19 protein-coding genes and 1 other RNA gene are annotated in these 22,966 nt (G+C 50.5%); 8 read left to right on the top strand and 12 right to left on the bottom strand.

From position 1 onward, the window contains the following. Positions 1 to 115: 115 nt before the first annotated feature. The 6 genes from rnpB to fabG all read right to left on the bottom strand — a co-directional run bounded on the left by rnpB (position 116) and on the right by fabG (position 6,963). Positions 116 to 523: RNase P RNA component class A (gene rnpB, locus AAHB90_RS02555), an RNA gene on the bottom strand. 108 nt (positions 524 to 631) lie between these two features. Continuing rightward, the gene (locus AAHB90_RS02550) at positions 632 to 1,972 is read right to left on the bottom strand and encodes a DUF4403 family protein (RefSeq protein ID WP_342083334.1); all 1,341 of its coding nucleotides are present in this window, start codon (positions 1,970 to 1,972) and stop codon (positions 632 to 634) included. A 94-nt stretch (positions 1,973 to 2,066) separates the two neighbouring features. Continuing rightward, entirely contained in the window at positions 2,067 to 3,050 is a 984-nt protein-coding gene (locus AAHB90_RS02545; protein WP_342083333.1) for a Smr/MutS family protein, read from the bottom strand. A 52-nt stretch (positions 3,051 to 3,102) separates the two neighbouring features. Then, the gene (locus tag AAHB90_RS02540; protein WP_342083332.1) at positions 3,103 to 4,047 is read right to left on the bottom strand and encodes a DUF2279 domain-containing protein; all 945 of its coding nucleotides are present in this window, start codon (positions 4,045 to 4,047) and stop codon (positions 3,103 to 3,105) included. Positions 4,048 to 4,069: 22 nt separating this feature from the next. Next, positions 4,070 to 6,142, bottom strand: a complete 2,073-nt coding sequence (locus AAHB90_RS02535; protein ID WP_342083331.1) for a VWA domain-containing protein — start codon at positions 6,140 to 6,142, stop codon at positions 4,070 to 4,072. Positions 6,143 to 6,216: 74 nt separating this feature from the next. Beyond that, positions 6,217 to 6,963 (bottom strand): 3-oxoacyl-[acyl-carrier-protein] reductase, encoded by a 747-nt coding sequence (gene fabG / locus AAHB90_RS02530; RefSeq protein WP_342083330.1) that lies wholly within the window; start codon positions 6,961 to 6,963, stop codon positions 6,217 to 6,219. Between the two features lie 149 nt (positions 6,964 to 7,112). Between fabG and yiaA the strand changes: the two genes are divergently transcribed. Both yiaA and AAHB90_RS02520 read left to right on the top strand, forming a co-directional pair. Continuing rightward, the gene (gene yiaA / locus AAHB90_RS02525; RefSeq protein WP_342083329.1) at positions 7,113 to 7,547 is read left to right on the top strand and encodes an inner membrane protein YiaA; all 435 of its coding nucleotides are present in this window, start codon (positions 7,113 to 7,115) and stop codon (positions 7,545 to 7,547) included. Between the two features lie 47 nt (positions 7,548 to 7,594). Beyond that, positions 7,595 to 8,305, top strand: a complete 711-nt coding sequence (locus tag AAHB90_RS02520; RefSeq protein WP_342083328.1) for an SDR family oxidoreductase — start codon at positions 7,595 to 7,597, stop codon at positions 8,303 to 8,305. Positions 8,306 to 8,336: 31 nt separating this feature from the next. Here AAHB90_RS02520 and AAHB90_RS02515 read toward each other — a convergent pair whose 3' ends face one another. Genes AAHB90_RS02515 through AAHB90_RS02505 form a run of 3 tightly spaced genes read right to left on the bottom strand, consistent with a single transcriptional unit; the run spans position 8,337 to position 10,952 of the window. Then, positions 8,337 to 9,407, bottom strand: a complete 1,071-nt coding sequence (locus AAHB90_RS02515) for a hypothetical protein (protein ID WP_342083327.1) — start codon at positions 9,405 to 9,407, stop codon at positions 8,337 to 8,339. After that, complete coding sequence (locus AAHB90_RS02510; protein ID WP_342083326.1) at positions 9,404 to 10,042, bottom strand: ABC transporter ATP-binding protein; 639 nt, start codon at positions 10,040 to 10,042, stop codon at positions 9,404 to 9,406. Before AAHB90_RS02510 ends, AAHB90_RS02515 begins: the two co-directional genes overlap by 4 nt. Before the next feature lie 19 nt (positions 10,043 to 10,061). Then, the gene (locus AAHB90_RS02505) at positions 10,062 to 10,952 is read right to left on the bottom strand and encodes a hypothetical protein (RefSeq protein WP_342083325.1); all 891 of its coding nucleotides are present in this window, start codon (positions 10,950 to 10,952) and stop codon (positions 10,062 to 10,064) included. Positions 10,953 to 11,251: 299 nt separating this feature from the next. Between AAHB90_RS02505 and AAHB90_RS02500 the strand changes: the two genes are divergently transcribed. From AAHB90_RS02500 to AAHB90_RS02490, 3 genes are all read left to right on the top strand, one after another. Next, positions 11,252 to 12,310 carry an isoaspartyl peptidase/L-asparaginase family protein gene (locus AAHB90_RS02500; RefSeq protein ID WP_342083324.1) on the top strand — a complete coding sequence of 353 codons (1,059 nt, stop codon included), beginning with the start codon at positions 11,252 to 11,254 and terminating at the stop codon, positions 12,308 to 12,310. 40 nt (positions 12,311 to 12,350) lie between these two features. Continuing rightward, complete coding sequence (locus tag AAHB90_RS02495) at positions 12,351 to 13,772, top strand: alpha-L-fucosidase (protein WP_342083323.1); 1,422 nt, start codon at positions 12,351 to 12,353, stop codon at positions 13,770 to 13,772. A gap of 106 nt (positions 13,773 to 13,878) precedes the next feature. Beyond that, on the top strand, positions 13,879 to 15,342 hold the full coding sequence (locus tag AAHB90_RS02490; protein WP_342083322.1) for an alpha-L-fucosidase: 1,464 nt from the start codon (positions 13,879 to 13,881) through the stop codon (positions 15,340 to 15,342). A gap of 61 nt (positions 15,343 to 15,403) precedes the next feature. Here AAHB90_RS02490 and AAHB90_RS02485 read toward each other — a convergent pair whose 3' ends face one another. The 3 genes from AAHB90_RS02485 to AAHB90_RS02475 all read right to left on the bottom strand — a co-directional run bounded on the left by AAHB90_RS02485 (position 15,404) and on the right by AAHB90_RS02475 (position 17,174). Then, positions 15,404 to 15,808, bottom strand: coding sequence for a type II toxin-antitoxin system VapC family toxin (locus AAHB90_RS02485; RefSeq protein WP_342083321.1), 405 nt, complete (start codon positions 15,806 to 15,808; stop codon positions 15,404 to 15,406). A gap of 3 nt (positions 15,809 to 15,811) precedes the next feature. Next, a complete protein-coding gene (locus tag AAHB90_RS02480) occupies positions 15,812 to 16,024 on the bottom strand; it encodes a hypothetical protein (RefSeq protein WP_342083320.1) in 213 nt (70 codons plus the stop codon). Positions 16,025 to 16,097: 73 nt separating this feature from the next. Continuing rightward, positions 16,098 to 17,174 carry a glycoside hydrolase family 76 protein gene (locus AAHB90_RS02475; RefSeq protein WP_342083319.1) on the bottom strand — a complete coding sequence of 359 codons (1,077 nt, stop codon included), beginning with the start codon at positions 17,172 to 17,174 and terminating at the stop codon, positions 16,098 to 16,100. A gap of 218 nt (positions 17,175 to 17,392) precedes the next feature. Between AAHB90_RS02475 and AAHB90_RS02470 the strand changes: the two genes are divergently transcribed. From AAHB90_RS02470 to AAHB90_RS02460, 3 genes are all read left to right on the top strand, one after another. Beyond that, positions 17,393 to 18,004 (top strand): RNA polymerase sigma factor, encoded by a 612-nt coding sequence (locus tag AAHB90_RS02470; RefSeq protein WP_342083318.1) that lies wholly within the window; start codon positions 17,393 to 17,395, stop codon positions 18,002 to 18,004. A 78-nt stretch (positions 18,005 to 18,082) separates the two neighbouring features. Next, positions 18,083 to 19,165 (top strand): FecR family protein, encoded by a 1,083-nt coding sequence (locus AAHB90_RS02465; RefSeq protein ID WP_342083317.1) that lies wholly within the window; start codon positions 18,083 to 18,085, stop codon positions 19,163 to 19,165. Positions 19,166 to 19,365: 200 nt separating this feature from the next. Continuing rightward, positions 19,366 to 22,944 (top strand): TonB-dependent receptor, encoded by a 3,579-nt coding sequence (locus AAHB90_RS02460; RefSeq protein ID WP_342083316.1) that lies wholly within the window; start codon positions 19,366 to 19,368, stop codon positions 22,942 to 22,944. Positions 22,945 to 22,966 lie beyond the last annotated feature (22 nt).

The raw sequence follows: 22,966 nt of genomic DNA, 5'->3' as shown, positions 1-22,966 counted from the left end.
TAACTCAGGAGGGTAGAACAAAGTAAAGCAACGTAAAGATTCTTTTTCTTCATGGGAAACACGCGTTATGTGATTCAATTCAAATATAGCATTGTAAATAAATTCAAAAATCAGAAAAAAAGCCAAGCCTGTAAGCCGGGTTCTGTGACTTCAACCGGTTGCCCGATCTCCGCTCCTGCCATTTATCCAGGATTCCGGTCACCCGGAACCTCTAACGATCTACCCGTGCCGACGTCCCGAAGGAACAGGGACGAGTAGCCCCATTAACCGACACCTATTTGATCTTTCAGCCCGTAAGGTTTACCATGCATTCCCTGTCACCAGGCAACCGGTGGGCTCTTACTCCACCTTTTCACCCTTACCGAGGCATACAAAAAATATGCCAGGGCGGTATTTTCTCTGTGGCACTTGCTGTCAACGGACCGTCACCAGTACGTTGCCTTCCCGTTAGGAAGTACGGCACTCTGTGCTGCCCGGACTTTCCTCTCCGGCTAAAAACCGCAGCGGCAGGACAGCTTAGACCTTTCCTCTGACCACAAAGCTAAGAAATACTTTCTTTCGATCAGCAGTCAATATACCATAAAAAGTAAAAAATTATGGCACTTACGCTGATAATTGTACAAATTTCTAATCAGATTCCTTTCAATCCGTCGACTTTCAAATTCACTCTTCCAGTCGCAAATACAACAGAATAAAGATGTTTCGGAGTGAGGTAAACCTTATCGGGTACAATATCGGAAAGTATTCCCTTTACAACTACACCTTCGGTGACTTTATAGTTAGCAAGCGCTTTCTGAATGGTATTTTTTGCGTCGGCAATCTGGTCCCCAACGGGAAACACCATCCGCTTTTCCATCATCCTGCTAAACTGACCCTGCAAGAGCCAGCCGGCCGTACGGACGATCGTATTTTTGGTATCGAGGTCGTAATCAAGGCCTTTAAGCGACAGTTGCTGTGTAACGGGATCATAGTAAGGGATTCCCTTTAAATAAATATCACCACTAATGCTGCCTTTCAACCCGGCCTTGATCACCAGCCGATCGTTCTGTCCATACATTTCAACCGAAGTAACCTCTACATTATATTTCCCGCTCAAAAACGAGAATTTTTCTCCCGCAAACTGTTTGGTAGCAAGTTTCGCCGCGTCCTCGTACGACACCAGGCTGATCAGGCCGATCTTGAAGTCGTCTTGCACTTTGTCAACGATCCGCAAGTCGGGCAGCTTCTGCAACGGAGCCACGGCTGGTTTCACTGCCGACGTAACAGTTTGCGTGTAGCCTTTGATACCAATGACCGAACGGAGGATATTATTTTTCGCAAGTAACGGCGTCATTTCCACGCCCGTAGGCACGATCACCAGCCAGGTATCGTATTCCTTCGCAAGCATAACAGGCTGCCGCGCAATGTTCCAGGCCAGCTCTGCATTCTTTTTAAGTTCGAGGTTTGAAGCCACCTGCTCGTCGATTGCCCCGGTGATCTTATCGAAATTCTTGTTCAGCATACGGCTCACCATTCCCTTGATCGGAATATTGATGCCCGCCACGCGGATGTTAGGCTCGCTGAGCCAGTCATAGCTGTCCACGTAGGTTTCCGATTTAATCTGCCATGACGGCGTAATGCCTATTTTGGAGATCAGCCGGATCCGGATCGAAAACTCGGTGTCTTTGTAACCCGACATAGTCATCCCCAACGGACTGACCTTGTACCCCGCACTAACCCAGATTTTCAGCGGCACCTCAAAAAGGAACGAAGAATCGATCGCGACCACCTTAATCGGGCTGATCTTCCAGACCTTCGCTTTCAGGTTGTCGTTATTATCGTCCTCATAACTGTTGTCGTCGTAGATCAGCCCTTTGATCTGGTTGTTGATCTGCTTTTCGATTTCCGCAACCGGAATCTCGACCGGCACATTCAGCACCGACAAATGTTTCTCGTTCTGGATCTCCTTATCCGAATATTTGTATTCTTCCATAGGGGCCTTAGGGGAGGTTTTTTTAGAACCGCAACTCCAAAGAACAACGGCTACCAAAGCGATTATCAGAAAATAACCGCGCCTGACGTATACATTACTTGATTTTGACGAGGGTTGCACCGTATCCGAATTTCTCTTTTAATGCATCTTTAAAAAATTGTACATGCTGGTTCTTTCCCAGCCTGCGGTGCAGCTCATTTTTCAAAACACCGCTGCCAGCGCCATGTATAAACGTAATTTCGTCCATTCCATTGGCAATAGCCGATTCCAGGTTGCTCTCGAAAACATCCAGCTGCGTTTTCAGGATCGCGTCATTCGATAGGCTCTTATGGTTGTCGACCAGCTTTTCAATGTGCAGATCGACTACCTGCTCCGGCCTGGGAAGACTATTTTCCTGAGCTGCCGCCTGTCCGAGCATACTGGCTTTGATTTCGCCCGCCATGTCATCCGAAATGCCGGGGGCCCCACGTTTCAGACTTTCCTCATCCAGCTGATACACAAAGCCATCCTTCGCCAGCACGGGCACTTTGCCTTTGTTTTTGTAAAACGACTGGGCCCGACAGCGAATTCGCTTGTTCAATGCGGTCGGCAACTGGTGATTACCCTCGCGGAAATACAGCACATGAATATCGAACACGGGCCATGACTCGAAATCCTTCATCTGCACTTCGGTCAGCTTTTGCGTCGTGCGCGGTTGCAGCACGCCGGCAACCAGCCCGGTACTGACCGATTCCAAAGCTGCTGCGGTTGTGAAAGGCAATATCCAATCGGTATTATTAATCATATGAACAGTCAACGCACGGTCGTTCACGGGAATAAATGCCAGGTAAATGCCCTTTTCCGCAAATGGCGCATTGCGCGGAACGATCACATCCGCGCGGGCAGCCACCGTCTTCGCCTCTTCGGGTTTGACCATCCTTTGTGATTCCACAGGCGAAATCGTCACAATTTCTTTTCTCAGGACAGGAATGCGAAACCCGTCCTCGATCTCGACTTCGACCACGTTACCAGGCAAAAATGCGTAAATAACGCCCTCTTCCTTCCCATGTACCAGCCGTACTTTATCTCCAATATTCATAGTAAACTTTGCTTTCTGCTCATTTGAACCAACATCAGTTCAAACAATATTTTTAAAAATAAAACGGCTTGAAATCAATTCCCTTTTTGCTGATCTGCAATGCAGGGGCAGGGATTTTCAGGGAATTGGCCAGAAAACCCAGGGTCTTAACAAACTTGCTCCGGGTTTTGATCTTCGTGAGGTCTATATCCAGCGACAAATAATATTGCCGGTACGGCTTATAACCCTTTTCGATGCTCGTGCTGCTCTCAGCAGACACCATATTTTGAATACCGTAACCTACCGAGAAGCAGAGCCAGGCCGGCCAGGCCGAACCTTTGAAAAATGACTTCGGACTGGCTGATAACCAGTACGTCTGCCCGTTGTAATCTTTCAGCCACCGCTCCGACCAGCTGCTCCCGAGCAGTTCCGGACGTACGCGCGCCAGTGAAGTATAATGGAATGAAAACTTGGGCTGTATACGAACCTCATCCCACAGTGCCACCTGTCCAAGATACAGTACCGAGCCCGTAATGTTCGCGATCATATCGCCGGGAGAAAAACCGTAGTCGGGCGAGAAGCCGTCGAGTATTTCGATCGGCGTTTGAAATATGACGCCCGAAATGGCTCCATAAACCAACATCTGCCGCTTCGAAATGCCCGTTTTTTTATACAATGCGGCCGTATGGCGGGCGATCTGGTAGGATGTGTAAAGGTGCCCCATTTTGTCCATTTGTAACCACTCGCGGCTGTCGTCTTCTATGGTGAACCTCGTCAATGGATTTTTGTACCACGATTTACTCAATCCATAAATGGTACCCAGGTAAATGGCCGACTGAGCGGCAAAAATACCGCGAAGCAATTTGTAGTTGGGCCTAACCTCGAACACCGAATCGCGGACGGACGCGTCCCGGACAGGTGTGTCCCGGACGACTGTATCAGGTGACACCTGCGCACGCACGGGAGACATCGTTCCCGCCAGGAGGCAAATCAGTAAGCAATGAAGAGTAAAACGCATTCGATCATACCGGGACCGGAGCTTAATAACCGCCATGGTATTTTCTCAGTCCCCATTCCGCTCCCAGCAATACTACGATCAGGAAGAACAGCCATTTCAGATAGATCAGCTCGACCATATCCTCGGTACTGTCCAGCCTGTCGGCCGGGCGGTCATTTTTAAGTTTTTGAATAAATTGTTGAAGCGACGCAGGCGTCATAAACGATCCACCTGACCGCCTGGCCAGATCGCGGAGCATTCCGAAATCCGCCGTGGTGTTGCTCAGTTCAAGATCGGCATTTCGGATCACAAACTGTCCCGAAACCCGTTCCTCCTTGCCTTTCATGATCGTGGACGCTGTGTAGCGATAAACCCCGTCGGCTAGCCCGCTCACGTTAAAACGAGGCGTTTCTTTCGTGTGTGTGTAGGTAAATTGCTTGCTTTTACCCTTTTCATCCACCAGCTCCAATCTGACTTCCTGACCAAAAATCGGCTCATAAATATCGTTATAAACCTCGGTCTGAAATGCAACCTGCTCACCGGCCTCAAATTCGTTGCTGATCGGGTAAACCCGGAACTTCCGGCGGTCTTCCTTCACCGAAAGCACCTGGATCAGCTTCTGGAACAGGTTATCCACGACTTCCTGCTTGCTGGTTTGGGCAAATTCTTCCTGTCTCCATTGCCAGATCCCCTCTCCTGCCAGCACCGCCGTTTTCTGATCGCCATTGGTATTCAAAACCAGCAATGGCTTGTTCGTATTAAGCGTCCCCACCTTCTGAAAAAGGATTGTTTCCGTTCCCGAAGAAATGTTGTATTCTCCGAAAGGCACGGAAAGTGGGGGGAGCCGTTCAAGCAATTTCAGGCTCTCGGCATCGAGGTTCAACTGCGAAAATGCAGGGTTGAAGCGAGCCGTCACCTTATCCACCTGATTGTTCGCCGCCGCATTGATAAACAGCGACCGGTTCAACGAGCTCGCCAGCGGAACTGCCGATTGATTTCCCAGGATAAAAAACAGCGGCATTTTGGCGTCCAGAAACTTGCGTACCTGTGCATTCCCCAGCCCAAGCACGTTCGGAATCTGGTGCAGTATCACGAGGTCGTAAGGCTTTGTACTCGCGGGCGGGTTATTGGCAATAGATAAAATATTAATATCGAGCTCATAATTATCGTTTGCCTCGATCACACTCCGGATACTTTTTATATCGGGATGTGGCGCCAGGGCCATGAGCAGAATCTTCTGACGACCGTCGATAACGTCGATATAAACATCCTGCCGGTTGTTCCGGCCCGAAGTTTCACCGGAAACGGCACCCAGCTCTATCGTGAAATGCTGTACACCTTTCTGCGCAGAAGATGTTTTGAAATCAAATGCTTTGAAATATTCCCCGCGATCGATCACGACGGGCTGGCTCTGGATCACACGGCCGTTCTGTTTCAAGCTGACCGTCGTGCTTTTGCCCTGCAATCCGTTCGCTGCAACCTCCGCTCGGATCGGAAACTCGTTGCCCAGGTATGCGATGCGGTTGCTCACCACATCTTTCACCCGGATATCCAGCTTTGGCACCGAATCACCGACCGCCAGTGCATTGACCCTGAACGGGTAACGGTTATAGGCTGGCGACACGCCCTGGTTCACAATCCCGTCCGAAAGCAACACGACATCTGTCAGGTTTCTGCCTTCGAAGTTGGTACGGACCGTTTGCAGCAGTCCTGCCAGATTGGTGCTATTCTGATTGAATGTTATGGAATCCGCGTTGTTCTCCGTGCCACGCAGCGATTCAACGTTTACTTCAAAGCCTGATTCGCTCAACTCACGCGCGGCCGCCCTGACCTGCTCCATCGCAGCCTCACCATATTTACCAACCGATTCGGAGTTATCGACTGCGAAAACGATCTTGGCTTTATCTACCGACGTTTGTGTACGCCGTACCAGCGGGCTTAGCAAAAGGAAACAAATCAGCGCCACTACCAATCCACGCACGGCCGCCAGCGCATAGTTCAGTCTCTTACCCCAGGCCGGCTGCGGCTGATACAGCAGCCAGGCATATGCCAGGCCAGCAAGCACGCAGAAAATGATGAACCAGTAAGGGGTTTGGAATATGAGCTCTGACCGCATGGATTGGGATTCAATAGCTGGCGATGTTACAATATACGAGGAAACCGCCAGCTATTTACTAACGAAGAAAGAGTCTATGTTAACATACCACCATCGACCTGGATTACCTGGCCGGTGATGTAGCGCGACATGTCCGAAGCAAGGAACACGCAGGCATCCGCCACTTCTTCGGGCTGGCCTCCGCGCTTCATCGGGATCGACTGCTTCCAGTCTTCCACTGCCTTGGCGTCTACCGCGTCGGTCATTTCAGTTTCGATAAAGCCGGGGGCAACGGCATTCGAGCGGATATTTCTTGAACCCAATTCCAATGCGATCGATTTGGTAAAACCAATGATACCGGCCTTCGAAGCAGCGTAGTTCGACTGCCCCGCATTGCCACGTATACCGACTACCGACGTGATATTGATGATCGACCCGCTTTTCGCACGGATCATGGATTTCGTAGCAGCTTTGGTTAGGTTAAAAACCGATTTCAGGTTGATGTTCACCACCGTGTCCCACTGCTCTTCGCTCATGCGCATGAGTAGCCCGTCACGGGTGACGCCGGCGTTGTTGATGAGCACATCGAGCTTGCCGAAATCAGCAATGACGTCGGTAACTAGCTGATCTGCCGCCTGGAAATCGGACGCATCGGAGCGGTAGCCTTTTGCTTTCACACCGTAAGATTCCAATTCCTTGGCCAAAGCCTCGCCTTTTTCGACGCTGGACAGATATGTAAATGCGACATCAGCACCTTCCTGAGCCAGGCGCAACGCGATCGAACGTCCGATACCCCGCGAAGCACCTGTTACCAATGCAACTTTATTTGCTACTAACTTCATAAATAGGATTAGAATCTGTCAAATTATATACTGCCGGCAAAAATAGAACATTGCCCAGAGACCGGCAAATAAACGGCCTATGGTACTTTATCACAAAATGATGTAATATTCAGGCAAAATACCTTCTCCAACATTTAACTTACACTAACATGAACACTACAAATGCCCAGAAAACCTCCGGAGCCTTCATTGCCGCGTCATGGATCGCATTGGGCGTAGGAATGGCCGGGTTCATCATTGGTCTCTGGCGGTCGGAAATGCTGCTGAGTGAAAAAGGATATTATTTTACGGTATTGATGTACGGGCTTTTCGCGGCGGTATCAGTCCAGAAGAGCGTCCGCGACCGGCTGGAAGGCATTCCCGTGACGGCCATTTACTACGGCATCAGCTGGTTTTCGACGATCCTCGCTATTGTGCTCCTCGTTGTAGGCCTGTGGAATGCGACACTGCTGCCTAGTGAGAAAGGTTTTTACGCATTTGCCTACCTGCTTGGCATTTTCGGTGCAATTGCCGTTCAGAAAAACACCCGCGACATGGCAATTTTCGAAACCGGCAGCTCATTTTCCAAACCTTCTGATCATTGATACTGTTAAGCCGTTACGTGTAAATTTTTGAAATAAAAACTCAGGTAATGGCAGAAACAATCAAAACAGCCTTAATCACAGGCGGTTCCAAAGGAATAGGATATGGTATTGCCGAAGCGCTTATCCGCGACGGGATCCGCGTGGCGATCACCAGCCGGTCGCAGCAAAATGCTGACCAGGCCGCAAATGCTTTGAACAAAATCCGTGAAGGTTACGCGTTGGCCATCGAGTCGGATGTGAGAAATCTGGCTTCACAGGAAAATGCAGTGCAAACCGTGCTCGCTCAATGGGGCCGGCTCGATTACTTTGTCGCTAATGCCGGCGTCGGCCACTTCGCGCCCATTCAGGAGCTTAGCGCGGAATTGTGGCAGGAAACCATCGACATCAACCTCACCGGCGTGTTTTTCAGCGCGAAGGCTTCCATTGCGGCGCTAACCGAGTCGAAAGGCTATTTTATCAACATTGCCAGCCTCGCCGGCACCAATTTCTTTGCCAACGGAACGGCTTACAATGCAAGCAAGTTCGGTCTCGTCGGTTTCTCGCAGGCGATGATGCTCGATGTGCGCAATGCGGGCGTGAAAGTGACGACCATTATGCCAGGCTCGGTGGCGACGGAGTTCAACAACCACGAACCGTCGGACAAAGATGCGTGGAAAATCCAGCCGGAAGATATCGGCCAGATCGTCTCGGACCTGATCAAAATACCGGCCCGGACGCTACCAAGTAAAATCGAGGTTCGCCCGACGACACCGAAATAAATGACCATAAAGCCGGACCCAGTTCCGGCTTTTATATTTTACACCATTTGGGGAATGCATACAGTGAAAACAGCATTCCCAAGGCCGCTATCAGCAGCAGCGGAATTTTGTATAAAATGAGTAAAGTAAGGCCTATAAACCCAAACAGAAACACCTGTATGGCATTTTCCGGCAGTCCCGATCTTTTATAGAGGTAAAGATGCGAGATGATCAGGATGGTTATACCAAGAAAGAACAGCTGTGCCACCTCTGTAAAATGCAAGGCGCCACTGCGCAGGATAACAAGTGTCTCGGGCAGGATCAGCAGGAAATGTACCATCACAATTCTTCCCCAACGGACCCAAACCGGCACCGGTAACGACCTTCCCCAAAGCCATATTTCTCCTTCCCATCGATACAATTCGAACGAAAGTCCCAGATTGAGCAGATAGGCCAGCGACATACCGACAGCTGGCATTCTGATATCGTATTCGCCTGTGCTGTAATAAAGCATGGTGCCTGCCGCTACCAGCATTGCTCCCAGTTTTCCGACCAGCAAAGTAATCCCACGCTCCCGCACAAGCCATTCCAGCGACCAGTAAAGCCACGACGCCGGCCTGCGTACCGGCCATTTGATAATGCTCTTACCCTTGACAGGCACATATAAAACCGGGTTCCTGATACGACATTCGGCCGTTATGGTGAGCAGTAAGATGAGTATCATGTAAAATGGAATGATCGGCCACAGCCTGTCGAGCAGCTTGTCCTGAATGCCGATGATGAGCAGGTAAACGCCGTAGTAGAGGATCGGCTGAAGAAAGCCCAGCGCCTGCACGGAAAACCGTCGCGCACGTATGAACGCGGGCCATGTGCGGGCGTGAAAGACGAAGGTGTATTCGGGCAACTTCCACGTTGTTGCCAGAAACTGGGCACAGAATAAGGTATAAACCAGCCAGATACCGAAGAGTGCGATCATACCATAACCACCGGTCAGGAAAAATACAGCGAAAGCATGGTGCTCATTGGCGCTCAAAAATCCGAAAAGAATGCCGAGCAATACGAGAAAGGTACCTGTCCGCTGCTTGAAAAAAGCTGAAACGGTAGAGATCAGCAGCATTTTCATAGCGCATCGGTTGCGATAAGCGTTTTGTTTTTCAACCGGAAACTTTGCGAAACATGCAACCCCTCCTGCTCGAAAAGCTGGTGCGACGACAGCAGAAATGTGACACCGTTATGATGGTATTCTTTGATCAATCCGAAAAGAACTTCGCGCGCCTCGCGGTCGATAGTAATGAGTGGCTCGTCGAGAATAATGATCGAAGGGTTACCCAGAAATGCGAGCAGCAGCGACACTTTCTTCACCATTCCGCTCGAACAGGTACCGAACGGGTTGGAAAGGTAGTTAACCCCGAATGCGTCGATAAGCTTTTCGCTCTGCTCGCGGGGCGCTCTTTGTGCTTCTGCTACGAAAGCAATCAGGTCGGCAGGGGTTAGAAAAGATGGATAGAGCGGCTCGGCTTCGCCGAGATTCAGGCGCAAACGATATTCGACGGGATCTTTTTTGAGGTCATAACGTCCATCGAGCTTCACAACTCCTTCAAACGGCAGCATTCCGGCAAGTGTCCTGAAAAGCGTCGACTTACCCGCGCCGTTTTCTCCCTGTACCCAGTAAATACCTTTTTCAATTCCAAAAGACGGAATCGATAGAATTTCCCGCTCACCGTACCGCTGCCTCAGTTGATTGATTTCCAGTACCATGTCCAGGTATAGCGGCTGTTTATGGATGAATATTAAACTCGTCCTTCAGTGCCTGCAACGCCACGGACTCTTCGTAACGGTAGAGGTCCTTGTTGAAAAGGGCATTGTGGCCGGCATTCTGCAAGCTGATCCAGCTATGCGTTGCGTAAGGATCGTAATCGAAATGTTTGAAGCTGTGCCCCATATTATTCATATCGGCAAACCATTTGACGCCCACATCGAGGCGGTCGTAAGCACCAAATGCAGCACCTTTGCCAATAGGCATGGTATCGTTCCGGGTCTTTTCCAGGTCGATCATGGCCACATATTCATTTAACCGGCATTCGGGCAACGGCCACGGCGCCGCGCGGTCGACCACCAGCTTGTACTCATGCGTGCGTGCTTGCGGGTAGGTGGCAGCCAGCTGCATCAGCTCCCCATAACCTGGCTTGTATTCCATATATTTTTCAGAATCGCAGAGTCCCGCTTCCCTCGCCGGGCATACCCAGCACTGCCCGATACTACCGATACCGGACGCGGAACCGATGCCATTGACATACTCCCCTACCAGGTCACCTTTGAAATACACATCATTATGGATAACCAGTAGATATTTCTGGTCCGAATGCTCCCAGGCATACTGGTAACGGATCGCATGACGGTACCGCTTGAAGTTCAGCAGAAAATCAAATTTCACATTTTTCGTCCAAAGCCAGACGTTAGGCTTATAATAGACTATTTTGTCCCCGAAATGATCGAAGATAAATTTAAAATTCGGCGGCTCAGGCTGTTTGGCTTCTTCTACGAAATAGATTTTATTGATCCATTGGTGCGAATGCTTCATGAGGGTCAGCAGGGTGATCGCCGTCTGGTACGGCTTGCCGTACGCATTGATTGCCACATCTACGCATGCCTTCGGAGTGTTCGTCATCGTGTGTTCCGTTCGTTTTTCTGAAACAAGTAGCCAAAGGTTGCCATTAAATCAGAAACCATCTGTTGTTCGGTTGAAAAAATTAGTAAGTGTTCAAAAGCCTCAATAAATGTTGCTTTGGACCCGTTCCCTTACAAATATTTCAAAATAAGATACTTCGGCCAACAGATCATATGAAATTTCATATTTTAATTGATCACAAATTTCGTGAGGCGTATATTTGAAAAAATTTTAATTATGCCTGGCATATATTTGTAAAATTTTACAAAACTCACCTTAAACCCTATAATCCGGACACCATGAACACCAACCGTCGATCCTTCCTCCGCCTGTCGGCCTTTGCACTGCCTTTTACAAGGGTAAATCAGTTGTTTGCCAAAACGCCGCTGGCCGGCGCTCCGGCGCCCGGCGTACCGGCGCCCGGCGCTCCGGTAGTAATCTCAACCTGGGACAGCGGGCAGATATCCAACGCCGCCGCATGGCCGGTGCTGGAAAAGGGAGGCCGCGCGCTCGACGCCGTGGAACAAGCCGCTATCGCGATCGAAAACGATATCAACTGCTGTGTAGGCCTGGGAGGCAATCCCGATCGCGACGGTCACGTAACACTCGACGCGTGTATTATGGATGAAAAATCGAACTGCGGGGCGGTAGCATTTCTGGAAAGGATCAAACACCCTGTTTCGGTAGCCCGCAAGCTGATGGAAACAACCCCGCACGTATTTCTCGTAGGCGCAGGCGCACAACAGTTCGCATTGGCCAACGGCTTCAAACTGGAATCGGGCAAACTGTCCCCGGATGCGGCCGAAGAATATAAAAAATGGCTCAAAAAAGCTGAATACAAGCCGGTTATCAATATAGAACATAAACAATCGAAAGGCCACGGTCCATTCGCACCCGCCCGGCTCGACAATGGCGATTTCAACCATGACACGATGGGTACACTCGCGTTGGATGCGCAGGGCAACCTTTCGGGCATGTGTACTACGAGCGGCATGGGCTTTAAGATGCGCGGCCGTGTGGGCGACTCCCCTATCATCGGCGCTGGCCTTTTCGTCGACAATGAGATCGGTGCAGCTACCTCGTCAGGACAGGGCGAAGAAGTGATCCGTGTGGCCGGGACGCATTTAGTTGTCGAATTCATGCGCAACGGTTCTTCACCCGAGGAGGCCTGCAAAAAAGCGGTCGAAAGGATCGTAAACCGTGATCCTGAGCGTGCTAAAACCTTCCAGGTAGGCTTTCTGGCTGTCAACAAACGGGGAGAAGTGGGAGCCTGGTCCGTACAGCCCGGATTTGCCTATACCATTACTACCGGCGATGGCAAAGGCAAGGTCGTTTCTTCCAAAAGTCATTTTGCGTAACAGCCATTCAGCAGTATTTACCAAACACCTAACCATTCCAATGAACCTTAAATCGACCGCGGTTCTCCTCGCAGGGCTGCTATTTGCTTCCGGATCGTACGCACAGCAGCATTCGGAGCAAAATCACTCCAAATATGTTGCGCCTACCGACCCGCTTGTGCAGCAGAAACTCTCCAAATGGCAGGACGTGAAATTCGGCTTGCTGATGCACTGGGGAACGTATAGCCAATGGGGCATCGTTGAATCGTGGTCGCTATGCCCGGAGGACGAAGGCTGGTGCGAGCGCCGCGGGCCGCATTCGCACGACTGGTTTGAATACAAAAAGGCCTATGAAGACATTGCCAAAACCTTTAATCCTGTCAAATTCAACCCCGATCGCTGGGCGAAAGCTGCCAAAGGCGCGGGAATGAAATATGTGGTTTTCACAACGAAACACCACGACGGTTTCTCGATGTTCGATTCGAAATACACCGACTACAAGATCACCAACACGCCATTCAAGAGCAACCCGAAGGCCAACGTAACCAAGGAAGTACTCGCCGCGTTCCGGAACGAGGGCTTCATGACGGGTACCTATTTTTCCAAACCCGACTGGCATACCGACTCCTACTGGTGGCCTTATTTCCCGCCGAAGGACCGCAATGTTTCCTACGATCCCAAAAAGCGTCCTGAGATCTGGAACAAATTCAAAGATTTTACTTACAACCAGATTGAAGAGCTAATGTCGGATTACGGCTCTGTTGATATTCTCTGGCTCGATGGCGGATGGGTACGTCCATTCAGCAGCATCGACACGACCATCAGCTGGCAGAAAACCATTCCGTACGACCAGGATATCGACATGGCACGCATCGCCAAAATGGCCCGTTCACACCAGCCCGGCCTGCTCGTGGTGGACCGTACTGTAACCGGAGAGTTCGAAAACTACGTGACTCCCGAGCAATCGATCCCCGACCATTATATGTCTATACCCTGGGAATCTTGCATGACGATGGGCGACTCATGGTCTTACATTCCAAAAGAGAATTTCAAATCGACACAAAAACTGGTTCATACATTGGTTGATATCGTCGCCAAAGGCGGTAACCTGCTTCTGAACGTGGCCCCCGGCCCTGACGGAGAATGGCACGAAGAGGCATATACCCGGCTGGAAGAAATAGGTAAATGGATGAATGTAAACGGCATAGGTATCTACGAAACCAAACCGCTTGCCCCTTACCGCGCCGGCAAATGGGCCTATACTAAAAAAGGCGCCACCACCTACGCATTCTACCTTGCAGAAACGGGCGAAAAGCTCCCGGCGACCCTGAAACCAGAAGGATTAGATATTCCTGCGAAAACAAAAATCACATTTGCGGGTAACAAAAAGGCATTGAAAGTGAAGAACGGCGCAATTGAATTGCCAGCGAAAACCGTCGCGGAAGTAGGTGCGCAGCCTGCCTATCTGTTCGTGATTAATTAAGATCCGATAGGAAAACGGTGATAGAATTGGTGAACTCTTTTAAAAAAACGATCTTCACTCCTGATTTGCATCACCCCTATCTGTATCATCAGAAACACTTTTCAAAATGATCAAACAAATAACCGGTCTCCTCTGCCTGACGGCGTCGATCGCTTTTGCACAAACACCTCCAAAGCCCTACGGCGCATTACCGGCACCCCGCCAGGTCGCCTGGCATGAAACCGAAGTTTACGGCATCATGCACTTTACTCCTACCACATTCGAGAACAAAGAATGGGGCTATGGTGATGCAGATCCCAAGACTTTCAATCCATCGGATTTTAATGCCGACCAGATCGTACAGGCCGCCAAAGCAGGCGGGTTACGCGGCATAGTACTCGTAGCGAAGCACCACGACGGATTTTGCCTCTGGCCGACCAAAACAACCGATTATAACATCAGCAAAAGTCCGTTCCGTGAAGGAAAAGGCGATCTCGTGCGCGAGGTAGCGGACGCTGCACGCAAGCACGGCCTGAAATTCGGCGTGTATTGCTCGCCTTGGGACCGTAACAACGCGAAATACGGAACACCGGAATACATTAACATTTACCGCGAGCAGCTTCGCGAGCTGTATACCAACTATGGCGACCTGTTTATGTCGTGGCACGATGGCGCTAATGGCGGCGACGGTTACTACGGCGGCGCCCGCGAAAAACGCTCTATTGATAACACAACTTACTACCAGTGGGATTCGACCTGGACCAATTACACCCGTAAATTGCAACCCGGTGCCAACATTTTCAGCGACATCGGCTGGGACGTCCGCTGGGCTGGCAATGAAGACGGCAGCGTAAACCCGACCTCCTGGGCGACATTGACGCCGAAGCCTTCGGAAGGCCAGAATGTAGCAGTTCCAGGCCAGGCCAATGCGACCGAAAACCCCGGCGGAACCCGTGGCGGGAAATTCTGGATTCCTGCTGAATGCGATGTTCCATTGCGTAAAGGCTGGTTCTACCATGCCAACGAAAAGCCCAAAACACCCGAAAAACTTTTTGATCTCTATTTGAAAAGCGTAGGACGAGGCGCTGCGCTCGATTTGGGGCTGGCACCCGACACGCGCGGCCAATTGCATAACGACGACGTCGTGGCGCTTAAAACATTCGGTGACCACGTTAAAAACACGTTCGCAACCAACCTCATCGGGCGCGGGTCTTCCAAAGCCGTGAATGTTCGCGGCTATAACTCCGTTTACAGCGCCAAAAACCTGCTCGACGGCAAAACGGACACCTACTGGGCTACTGACGACGATTTCAAGACGCCGGAAGTGGTGATCGAATTGGCGCAGCCGGTCGTGTTCGACGTCATCTCTTTGCAGGAATACATCAAACTCGGCCAGCGCATTGAGGAATTCGCCGTGGATGCATGGATCGGAAACGAATGGAAGGAAGTTTACAAAGGGACAAGCGTGGGCGCGAAACGTCTCGCAAAACTCGACGTACCGATCACTTCCAATAAAGTACGCCTGCGCATCACCAAATCGCCGGTAAGTATCGCGATCAGTGAATTCGGGGTTTATAAAGATTCGGAATAGACGGGTATTAACGGATAAAATTGAAAGCGCCGGTTTGAAAATTCAACCGGCGCTTTCAATTTTACAGTAATATGATTTTCAGATCGGTATAGGATCTTATTTTGGCGAAATCAGACTTATTAAACGTGAAAAGCTCGGTGCAATTCTTTTTCGCAATCGCAGTGTGAAGACAGTCATTGAAATGCTGAAAACCAATCCGCTCCGCAAGATTGACAGCGCGACGGTATTCGTCTAATTGATATGCATAAGGACGCAGCAATGCCAATGCATTCACTTTTGCTTTGATCTTAACCACAGGCAAGTTTAACTTCCCCAGGACAAATGAAATCTCCTGTAACACAAGGAACGACATAAAAAGGGACTGTTCTTGTGCTGTTTTCTGATATATACTATCCGCAAGATCATGCTTGTCCGGGTTTTGTACAACGAGAAAGTTGACAAGCACGTCTGTGTCGAGATAGATCATATCTTAGATGGCTGCGTTGTTAGAATCGTCGGCCAATCTTGATAAATCTATGCTGTCGTCAATTTTGACGGGCGGATATTTTTCTTCCAGGCCTTTCATCCGGAGATACACCTCATATTGATTTTCCGGGACAAACCCTCTATCTCTTCCACGGTAACCCGCACCTTCTTTTGACCAAACAAGGGCATAATCCTCTTCCAGAATCCTTCCGTCCACTCCTCTGGCCGTATTTCAAATGTAGTCTGCATAACCTGTCAGGATTTTTACTCTACAAAAATAACATTATATCTTATTCCGCAGTAAGCCGCTCCAACCGTGCGTACATTTCCAGCATAGCGCCCTGGTCGATGAGCGTTTTGATGGGTTTGCGGCCTAAAAGGCCTTTGGCGTCGCGTTCGTCTTTCCAGATCCGCTCGGCGTCGGCGATGAAGATCTGGTAGTCGCCAGCCTGCGGGTCGACTTTGTGGAGTTCTTCAAAACCGCGGAGCAGCACCACGTTGAACCAATAGTTATCGGGCAGCCGGTTGTTCCTGTAAAAATACTTTTTCGAGCCTTCTGCCAATACCCTTGCTTCGTCGAGATATTCCTTTTTTCCAGTGATATTATGCAGCAGCACAGCCGATTGCAGCATGGTACCGGTGTTATACGAGTATTTGGTCGAGTCGATTTTCAGGGATGGCACCTTAATCGCGTCGTAATAAGTGCCATCATCGGCACGCAGGTTTTTTTTAGTCCAGTCGTAAAGGCTGATCGCCGTTTTCAGGTATTCCGGCTCCTTTTTGATCTGGTAAAGTTGTAGCGCTACCAATATTCCGGGGCCGTTCGAGCAGGTGTTTTTCGTATTCTTTTCGTCCTCTTTCCAATACAGTCCGCCACCAGCCTGGTCGTCGTAGCCCGTCATCATAAACCGGTAGATTTCCTCCGCGACAACGAGGTAATCCTTCTCGCCCGTGCGATTGTATGCATCCAGGCACGCGATCGCGATCCACTGGTTGTCGTCGTAAAACCGCGAATCCTTTTGTTCACTCGTTACGTACGCCTGATAACCCGGAGCGGGCGCGCTCGTACTGTAATACTGCCTGATCGCGCCGAGTACCGGCTTCATGTATTGCTTCCCCGGGCTCACCGCCTCCGATTCGGTAGCGGCCTGAAGCAATGCGCAGAGCGGCCACAGGTACGAATGCGGCTTTTCGTTTTTGCCGTTTGTTTCTATGAAAAGGCCCGTAGACGACTCATAGAATACGCCTTCGATGTTGTGCAGGATCTGGCCCCGGCGTGATTTGTAGTCGGGTGCGTTCTGCGATACGGCGAGATCGAAGCGGGCCATTCCGAGCAAAACCAGCGCCGTTGTGTACATACTTTTCATAAAATTGTTTCGGTTTTTTTGAATAGAAGGAACCCCTGCGAGGTTCTCTACTTGAAAGATCCTCTTCAAAATTGCCGTTCCCTGATTTTCCACAAACGGCTTTCTGGTAAAATAGAACAATAAAATTTGGTTATTCTAATAATCTACAAAACACTATTTCATATCCAGATCTCATCACCTATTTTTGATTAAATCCCCCATTAACCCGACCAACCTTTTTGACTGCATTTGGCAAACATACCGACGATGCCGTGCTTTGGAATTCGTTCCGTGGTGGGGACGAGCACGCATATACGGAACTCGCCCGACGCTATTACCGGACGCTTTTCCAATACGGCCAGCGGTTCACGCATAATATGCAGCTGATAGAAGATGTGATCCAGGACCTGCTGGTGCATCTCTGGCTCCATCGCGCGACTATCAATGAGACTCCTTCGGTGAAGTTTTACCTTATCAAGGCATTCCGGCACCGGATGCTGAAAACGATCAGGCCACTCTCCGAAGAGATCGGGCTGCCCGACGAATGCGAGAATCTGATGTCCGATTTTTCGTCTGAAGAAAACTGGATCGGGCGGGAAAATGACCTGGCCTTGAAAAAACAGGTCCGGACGGCGATCGACCAACTTCCGGTCCGGCAGCAGGAAGTGATTTACCTCCGTTTTTTTCAAAATCTGATGCCCGAGGAAATCGCGGGATTGCTTGCGATCAATTCACAATCGGTAAGCAATATCATCCAGCGGGCGTTGTCCAATCTGCGTGGGTTCTGGCATACACCTCCTTCCATCTCGGTTATCCTTTGCTCCTTTTGCCAAATTTTCACCCAGTTTTAACTCAAACTGAAAAATTTTTACACCCAACCGAGTATTCCGGCAGAATAAACGGATAATGTATAAAAAGCGCATTATTCTATGTCATTCGATCCATCCGGCCATTTATTGCAATCGTTGCTCGGAAACCCGGCATTCAGAAGCTGGGCGGAAGGAAAATGTCCCGAAGATGACGGAATTTGGAACAAATGGGCAGCGGAACACGAGAACGGGCAGGAAATACTCCGGCAGGCGGTAGAGATCGCACGTACCGTACCGGTGCGCGATGCGCATTTAACAGACGAATACATCCATCATAAAGTCAATGAAGCGCTGCAAGCTGCCAAAAGACAGGAACAGCAGGAGGCCGGTGGAAAAAAAGAGCCGTTCTTCCCGGTGTTTATTTCCGGGTGGAACGTCGCGGCGAGCCTGCTGATCGTCGCAGGACTTTGCTTCGCGTTATTCCGTATTTACCACAATGCCCGGCCGGTTGCAAAGGCCACTGAGGGCTCGCTGCCAACCTCCGCTTTGAGGGAAGTTGCCAATATGGAACGCCCGTTCAAATATGTGCAGCTTCCGGACGGCAGCTCGGTGGTATTGCATCGCAACAGTACATTGAAATACCCTGAGACATTCGAAAGTGCTAAACGGGAGGTTTATCTTACTGGTGAGGCATTTTTTGAAGTCACCAAAAATCCGGCGCAGCCGTTCTTCGTCTACGCCGGTGAGCTGGTCGCCAAAGTGCATGGTACCAGTTTCAGTATCAAGGCCATTGCCGACGAAAAGGAGATTACCGTTGCCGTCAAAACCGGGAAAGTGTCCGTTTTCACCGAGCGCGATTCTCCCTCCCTCGTCCTTACCCGTAACCAACAAGCCACTTTCGAGCGTACCCACGCGAGGCTAGTCCGCTCGTCACTCAAAAGCCCTGTTTTGCTCAATATTCCCATTGAAAACCAGGAATTTACCTATTCAGAAACACCAGCCGCGCAAGTTTTCGACGCGCTTGGCAAGGCTTACGGCGTCAGCATCGCATTTGACCGGAACAGCCTGGCCCGTTGCAGCATAACGGCAACGCTGGGCGACGAGCCATTGGAAAACAAGCTGAAATGGCTTTGCACCATACTTGAAGCTCATTACACCATTACCGGAGACAGCATAACCATTGCCGGAAATCCATGCAACTGATTATTCACTTTAAAACCCGATTATTTGAATAAAAACAAAAGGTGAACGATGCTACCAACATCATTCACCCGTATGAAATCCCCCTCTTTCTGTGCTGGCGCTAAGAAGATCCCCGGACTGGAAGTCCTGGACGGGAAGTCCGAATGGGACAAGGGAATTATTTTGCCGATTTTTTTTGAACCTACAAAACAGACAAAAGTATGAAAAAAACCTTTTACCGGCAGCGTTACCTGCTCAAAATTATGAGAATCAGCCTCATACAATTGCTTATCATCATTCAGTTCTCTGGCCTCGCCGTGGCATTCGACGGTTTCGGACAGGAGGTGCTCAACCGCCGCCTGACGATCAATATTCGCGAGCAGAAGATCGGTGCGGCACTGGAACAGATCGGCAAGATCTCCGGCGTGCATTTTATGTATAGCCCCGAGCTCATCCGCTCGCAGCGCAAGGTCACTTTCAGCGCGAGAGAGGAAAGGCTGGAAGCGATCCTGGACAACTTCCTGACGCCCTTGCAGGTTTCCTATGAAGTTTCTGGCAAACAGATTTTGCTGAAAAGAGCTACTTCCAGGCCCGCTACCGGCCTTCCGGAAGGGACCGGCACATCCATTAAAACGATCCAGTCCATTGATTTTCAGATCAAAGGAAAGGTGAAAGATGCAACAGGCGGCACCATTCCCGGCGCGACGATCGTCCTCAAAGGCAGCTCGTCCATAGGGACTACCACTGATGCCGACGGCGGATTTGCATTGAATGTGCCCGACGGCAGCACCACGCTCGTCGTTTCTTCCATCGGTTTCCTCACGCAGGAGATCGACATTGCCAACAAAACCATGGTGGAGGTTACGCTTCAATCCGATATCAAGTCGCTGAGCGAAGTGGTAGTAACGGGTTATTCGTCCCAATCCAAGCGCGACATTACCGGCGCGGTTTCGACCGTTGACGCTACCGAGCTCACCAAAGTGGCCGCTCCCAACGTGGCCCAGCAGTTGCAGGGACGCGTGGCGGGTGTAACCGTTACTTCCAACAACACGCCCGGCGGTGAAGCGACAGTGCGCATCCGCGGTTTTGGTACGATCAACAACAACGATCCATTGTATGTGATCGACGGTGTGCCCACAAAAGGCGGGCTGAACAGCATTAACCCGAATAATATCGAGTCGATGCAGGTATTGAAAGATGCTTCCTCAGCCTCCATTTACGGCTCTCGCGCCGCGAACGGGGTGATTATCATTACCACCAAAAAAGGAAAAGTAGGCGCTCCACGATTCACATTCAACTCCCGCGCAGGCTTCCAGACCGGCAAAGTCGACCTCGACCTGATCAAAGACCCGCAGCAATTCGGCGATCTTTTGTGGACGCAGCGCAAGAATGCGGGCGTGCTCACAAATGGTAACCCGTCGCACCAGCAATATGGCAATGGCCCTACCGCTGTGGTACCAGACTACATTCTGGCGGGATCAAGCTACGGGCTTTTTGAAGGTGACCCAAAGACCAATCCGTCGTTGTACAACTATAACAAAGCAGGCTTTTACCAGATCGTAAAAGCCAACAAGGAGGGTACCGACTGGCATAAGGAAATCCTTCGTCCGGCGGCGATCCAGGAATACAACATTGGTGCCAATGGCGGAACCGAAAACGGCCGCTACGCGATCGCGCTCAACTATTACAAGCAGGATGGCGTGCTGATCCACACCTCGTTCGACCGCTACTCGATCCGCTCGAATACCGAATTTTCATTCAAAAAACGCATTCGTCTGGGTGAAAACCTGGAATTGAGCTACACCGAAAACAAAGGCTATTACAATTCGAACGGTACCGCCAGCACTACTAACAACCAGGATGGCAACCCGATCGGTAATGGCTACCGCATTCCGTCGATCATCCCCGTGTACGATATCATGGGCAACTTCGCGGCTACCCGCGCGGCAGGCCTGGGCCCCGCTACCAACCCGGTGGCGCAGCTGTGGAGAACGCGTAACAACCAGACCAACACATTGCGCGCATTCGGTAATGCCTACCTCGAAGTGGATATCCTCAAAGACCTGACGGCCAAATCGAGCATCGGTATCGACTTTATCAACGCCAACCGCGTAGGCTATACCCTGCTTGACCTCGAAGAAGCGGAGATCGAAGCAGCTAATGCGATGACCAATGGAAATGCCTACGACATTAACTGGACTTGGTCGAATACATTGAATTACACCAAAACCCTCGGCACTTCCCATAAGCTGAGCGTGCTGGCTGGTACCGAGGCGATCAAAGGCACGGGCCGCGACTTCTCCGCGACGCGCACGACCTTCTTCTCGGAAGACCCATTATATATGTACCTCAACTCCGGTACATCGGGTATCGCCAATACCGGTGTCGGCTATGAATGGGCATTGTTCTCGATTTTCGGCAAAATCAATTACGCATTCAAAGACCGCTACCTGCTGGAAGCGACGGTGCGCCGCGACGGTTCTTCGCGCTTCGGACAGAACAACCGCTACGGTACGTTCCCTGCATTCAGCGCGGGATGGCGGTTGTCGGAGGAAAGTTTCATGAAAAGCATTCCCTGGCTGGACGATCTGAAACTGCGCGCGGGCTGGGGACAGACGGGTAACCAGGAAATCGGTAACTACAACGGTTTCAGCACCTACCGTTCGAGCCTGAGCCAATCGTCCTACCCGATCGACGGCTCCAACAATGCCGTACAGCCGGGCTTCGACACAGAGGCATTCGGGAACCAGAATGCGAAATGGGAAACTACGACGCAGACGAACGTGGGTATCGATGCAACTTTCCTCAAAGGGATGTTCGGGTTGAACCTCGATTTGTATAACCGTACCACTTCCGACATGCTGTACCAGGTTGCATTGCCTGCTACCCAAGGCGTGGCCACCATTCCGTTCGTGAATGTTGGTGAAATGAACAACAAGGGTATCGACCTTGCTATCGACTTCAATAACAAGGCATTGAACGGCGATCTTACTTATTCCGTAGGCGTCAATTTCTCTACCTACAAAAACGAAGTTAAGAAGCTGAACAGCAGCCCAACCGCCGTACTCCTCGGCCCGGCTATCCGCAGTTATACCTGGACGCGCTCGGTAGCAGGCATGCCGCTTTACTCGTTCTACGGATTGCAGATCGACGGTATTTACCAGGATCAGGGCGACGTGGATGCAGGGCCGAAATACCCGGGTTACGCAGCTATTGGTAAATACAAATACCACGATACTGACGGCAACGGCACCATTTCCGACAACGACCGCAAGTTCCTGGGCAACCCGCACCCGGACTTTACCTACGGCATCAACCTGAATGTTGGTTACAAGAATTTCGACCTCTCGGCATTCTTTCAGGGTGTGAAAGGCAACCAGATCATCAACATGGTAAAACGCTGGGTGGACTTCAACAACCAGGCCGGTAACCGCAGCCTTCGTATGCTCAACGATTCCTGGACACCTCAAAACCCCGACGCGGTCCTTCCGATCCTGGATGCCAACGACAGCCGCAGCCAGCAGCCATCGAGCTATTTCATCGAAGACGGGTCGTATTTCCGGATGAAAAACCTCACGCTCGGCTACACATTGCCTGCGGGTGTATTGACGAAAATCGGTTTTGAGAGCGCACGCGTGTATTTGCAGGCGCAAAACCTTTTCACGATCACCAAATACAGCGGTATCGATCCGGAGGTAACGTCTGTCGGCTCTACGCCGGGAAGCACAGTGCTGGGTGTGGATCAGGGTAATTATCCCAATTCGAAAATGTACCAGATCGGTATCAATTTCGGATTCTGATCGGTGTTTAAGTCAGTTTTTT

Source organism: Dyadobacter sp. OTU695 (assembly GCF_038440355.1).
Lineage (GTDB): Bacteria > Bacteroidota > Bacteroidia > Cytophagales > Spirosomataceae > Dyadobacter.
Note: the sequence above shows the minus strand (reverse complement) of the source record. Positions and strands in the feature narration are given on the sequence as shown.

Bases quoted from the DNA above. Each gene is read 5' to 3' on its own strand.
- AAHB90_RS02550 (WP_342083334.1), bottom strand. From the start codon at position 1,972: ATGGAAGAATACAAATATTCGGATAAGGAGATCCAGAACGAGAAACAT.
- AAHB90_RS02545 (WP_342083333.1), bottom strand. From the start codon at position 3,050: ATGAATATTGGAGATAAAGTACGGCTGGTACATGGGAAGGAAGAGGGC.
- AAHB90_RS02540 (WP_342083332.1), bottom strand. From the start codon at position 4,047: ATGCGTTTTACTCTTCATTGCTTACTGATTTGCCTCCTGGCGGGAACG.
- AAHB90_RS02535 (WP_342083331.1), bottom strand. From the start codon at position 6,142: ATGCGGTCAGAGCTCATATTCCAAACCCCTTACTGGTTCATCATTTTC.
- fabG (WP_342083330.1), bottom strand. From the start codon at position 6,963: ATGAAGTTAGTAGCAAATAAAGTTGCATTGGTAACAGGTGCTTCGCGG.
- yiaA (WP_342083329.1), top strand. From the start codon at position 7,113: ATGAACACTACAAATGCCCAGAAAACCTCCGGAGCCTTCATTGCCGCG.
- AAHB90_RS02520 (WP_342083328.1), top strand. From the start codon at position 7,595: ATGGCAGAAACAATCAAAACAGCCTTAATCACAGGCGGTTCCAAAGGA.
- AAHB90_RS02515 (WP_342083327.1), bottom strand. From the start codon at position 9,407: ATGAAAATGCTGCTGATCTCTACCGTTTCAGCTTTTTTCAAGCAGCGG.
- AAHB90_RS02510 (WP_342083326.1), bottom strand. From the start codon at position 10,042: ATGGTACTGGAAATCAATCAACTGAGGCAGCGGTACGGTGAGCGGGAA.
- AAHB90_RS02505 (WP_342083325.1), bottom strand. From the start codon at position 10,952: ATGACGAACACTCCGAAGGCATGCGTAGATGTGGCAATCAATGCGTAC.
- AAHB90_RS02500 (WP_342083324.1), top strand. From the start codon at position 11,252: ATGAACACCAACCGTCGATCCTTCCTCCGCCTGTCGGCCTTTGCACTG.
- AAHB90_RS02495 (WP_342083323.1), top strand. From the start codon at position 12,351: ATGAACCTTAAATCGACCGCGGTTCTCCTCGCAGGGCTGCTATTTGCT.
- AAHB90_RS02490 (WP_342083322.1), top strand. From the start codon at position 13,879: ATGATCAAACAAATAACCGGTCTCCTCTGCCTGACGGCGTCGATCGCT.
- AAHB90_RS02485 (WP_342083321.1), bottom strand. From the start codon at position 15,808: ATGATCTATCTCGACACAGACGTGCTTGTCAACTTTCTCGTTGTACAA.
- AAHB90_RS02475 (WP_342083319.1), bottom strand. From the start codon at position 17,174: ATGAAAAGTATGTACACAACGGCGCTGGTTTTGCTCGGAATGGCCCGC.
- AAHB90_RS02465 (WP_342083317.1), top strand. From the start codon at position 18,083: ATGTCATTCGATCCATCCGGCCATTTATTGCAATCGTTGCTCGGAAAC.
- AAHB90_RS02460 (WP_342083316.1), top strand. From the start codon at position 19,366: ATGAAAAAAACCTTTTACCGGCAGCGTTACCTGCTCAAAATTATGAGA.